The 2,820-nt window shown below is 74.4% G+C and carries 3 protein-coding genes; 1 reads left to right on the forward strand and 2 read right to left on the reverse strand.

Annotated features, from left to right (window positions below; translation table 11 throughout):
* The first annotated feature begins 46 nt into the window (after positions 1–46).
* Entirely contained in the window at positions 47–1,210 is a 1,164-nt protein-coding gene (locus tag HYE82_RS35635; RefSeq protein WP_179178372.1) for a cysteine desulfurase family protein, read from the forward strand.
* Between the two features lie 179 nt (positions 1,211–1,389).
* Here the strand turns inward: HYE82_RS35635 and HYE82_RS35640 are convergent, their stop codons facing one another.
* Together HYE82_RS35640 and HYE82_RS35645 are read right to left on the reverse strand one after the other, a co-directional pair.
* Positions 1,390–2,121, reverse strand: a complete 732-nt coding sequence (locus tag HYE82_RS35640; RefSeq protein ID WP_179178373.1) for a hypothetical protein — start codon at positions 2,119–2,121, stop codon at positions 1,390–1,392.
* A gap of 93 nt (positions 2,122–2,214) precedes the next feature.
* A partial coding sequence (locus HYE82_RS35645) for an N-acetylmuramoyl-L-alanine amidase (RefSeq protein WP_179178374.1) occupies positions 2,215–2,820 on the reverse strand: 606 nt, incomplete at its 5' end.

A 2,820-nucleotide genomic window follows, 5' to 3' on the forward strand; every position in this document is an offset into this window, starting at 1 on the left:
GCGCCGTGGGCTGCAGGGGCCGGGGGGCTCGTAGAATCAGAGGATCATGGCCTACCTCGACCACGCAGCCACCACCCCGATGCTCCCGGAGGCCGCTGCGGCGATGACCGCGCAGTTCGCCGTCACGGGGAACGCGTCCTCCCTGCACGCCGCCGGCCGCCGCGCCCGCCGCACCGTCGAGGAGGCCCGCGAGGCACTCGCCGAGGCACTCGGCGCCCGCCCCAGCGAGGTGGTCTTCACCGCCGGCGGCACCGAGGCCGACAACCTCGCCGTCAAGGGCCTGTACTGGGCCCGCCGCAGCCAGGACCCCGCCCGCACCCGGGTGCTCACCAGCCCCGTCGAGCACCACGCCGTCCTCGACGCCGTCCACTGGCTCGCCGAACACGAGGGCGCGCAGGTCGAGTACCTGCCCGTGGACCGCTACGGCCGGGTCAGCCCCGAGGACCTGCGCGAGGCCATCGCCCGCAACCCCGACGACGTCGCCCTGGCCACCGTGATGTGGGCCAACAACGAGATCGGCACCGTCATGCCGGTCCGCGAACTGGCCGCCGTGGCACGCGAGTCCGGCGTCCCGCTGCACTCCGACGCCGTCCAGGCCGTGGGCCAGCTCGACGTTCGGTTCGGCGACAGCGGCCTCGCCGCGATGACCGTCAGCGGCCACAAGATCGGCGGGCCCTACGGCATCGGTGCGCTGCTCCTCGGCCGCGACCAGACCCCCGTACCCGTCCTGCACGGCGGCGGCCAGGAGCGGCACGTGCGCTCCGGCACCCTCGACGTGCCGGCGATCGCCGCCTTCGCGGTGGCCGCCGTCCTCGCCGCCGAGCGGCGCGAGCGGTTCGCCGCCGAGGTCGGGCAGCTGCGGGACGAGCTGATCCGCGCCGTGCTCGCGGCCGTGCCCGACGCCGTCCTCGGCGGGGACCCCGACAACCGGCTCCCCGCCAACGCGCACTTCAGCTTCCCCGGCTGCGAGGGCGACTCCCTGCTGCTCCTGCTGGACGCCCAGGGCATCGAGTGCTCGACCGGCTCCGCCTGCACCGCGGGCGTGGCCCAGCCCAGCCACGTCCTGCTCGCCACCGGCACCGACCCGCAGCTCGCCCGCGGCACGCTGCGCTTCTCCCTCGGCCACACCTCCACCGCGCAGGACATCGCCGCCCTGGCCGCGGCCATCGGCCCGGCGGTGGAGCGCGCCCGCACGGCAGGGCTCAGCTAGTGCTCTGACCGGTAGGGCTCACCGCCCCACGACGCCCGCACCACACCTTGCTGCGCTGCCCGACATCGCTGCGTTGCCGGACCGCCCTGGACGCCCGAGCACGGGGGGAACGGCCCTCCGCCTTGCGACGCACCGCACCGGACGCCGCGAGCCGGCAAACCCTTCGGCCGGAGCGACTGCTAGGCCGCGCCTCCCGGCTGCCGCAGGTCGGACACGTCGACGCTCTCGGCAGGCGGCGGCGTCCGCGACGGGACGGGCCTGCCGTACTCGGAGAAGTCGGCCTCCCCCCGGACGCCGCCGACCTGCCCCTGGATCCGGAGCAGGTGGGGCTTGCCCTCGGTGGCGACGTAGAGAGTGATCCGGCCGGCCCCGGAGCGGCCGGTGACCGTGATCGCGGGCACGCCCTTGACGAGGGCCTTCGTGCCCTTCTCCACGTCGTCCGCGGCGAACGGCACCGGCAGGTACGCGCGCTGGAGGTGGGACACGTCGCAGGAGGCGGAGAACTCGCGCAGCGAGGGGTCGTCGGCGCGGCCGTGCATCCACCGCCCGCGCAGCAGCTCGGCCGTCTCCTGCCCGGCCGGACCGGGGACCTGCGCTTTCATGAATGCCGCATCGGGCTTCATCCAGACGTCCTGCCCTCGCTTGACGATCTCCATACGGCCCCCCTTGGGAACCACCGCGACGGTGCCGACGCAGTTGCCCCGGGCGTCGACGCGGAAGTCCACGACGTAGGTCCCCGTCGCGTCCTTGGTCTGCCCCTCCCAGCGCAGGGACCGGGCAGTGAGGAGCGACTGCCGCCCCTTCTCCGCGATCACATGGGCGGGCTCGTCCTCGATGCCGTTCCCGCCGGGCGCGGCCGTCCCCACCAGCAGGGTGCCGGCCGCCGCCACGGCCACCGCGAGCCTGGACATGGCCTCACCTCCGACATGGGGCACGCCGCAAGATCAGCGTAGGCCGGGCAGGCGGGCTCCGCAGCCCCGGTCCGGCGCCCGGGCCGGGACCTCTCAGCCGCTGCGGGGCCCCTCCAGCTCGGCCCGGACCATGCGCAGGTACCTGTCCCAGTCCCAGTGCCGCCCCGGGTCCGTGTGGTCGGTGCCCGGCACCTCGGAGTGCGCCAGGAAGTGCTTCCGGTCGACGGGTATGCGGTACCTCCGACAGATGTCGGCAGCCAGCCGCGCCGAGGACGCGTACATCGCGTCCGTGAAGTCCTGCGGCCGCTCCACGAAGCCCACGTGCTCGATGCCGATGCTCCGTTCGTTCATCGAGCGGTTCCCGGAGTGGAAAGCGACGTCGAGCTCCCGCACCATCTGCTCCACATGCCCGTCCTGGCGGACGATGTAGTGCGCGGACGCCCTGTGCCACGGGTTCTTGAAGGCGTCCACCGAGGACGCGAAGCCGCCCTGCGTCACATGCACCACGATCCGGTCCACCCGGTAGTCGTCCGGCCGGTCAGCCAGCCGCCAGTTCGCCGGCGAGGCCGCCGTCCAGCCCGCGCCCGCGTAGTCCAGCTCGCCCTCCTTGCGCGGCTTGGACACCCCGGGCAGCAGCCACCACAGCCGCCGCACCTCGTCCGCCCCGGCCACCCCCGCGACCGCGACGATCCCGAGCCC

Source organism: Streptomyces sp. BR123 (assembly GCF_013401435.1).
In the GTDB taxonomy this organism is placed as follows: Bacteria; Actinomycetota; Actinomycetes; order Streptomycetales; family Streptomycetaceae; genus Streptomyces.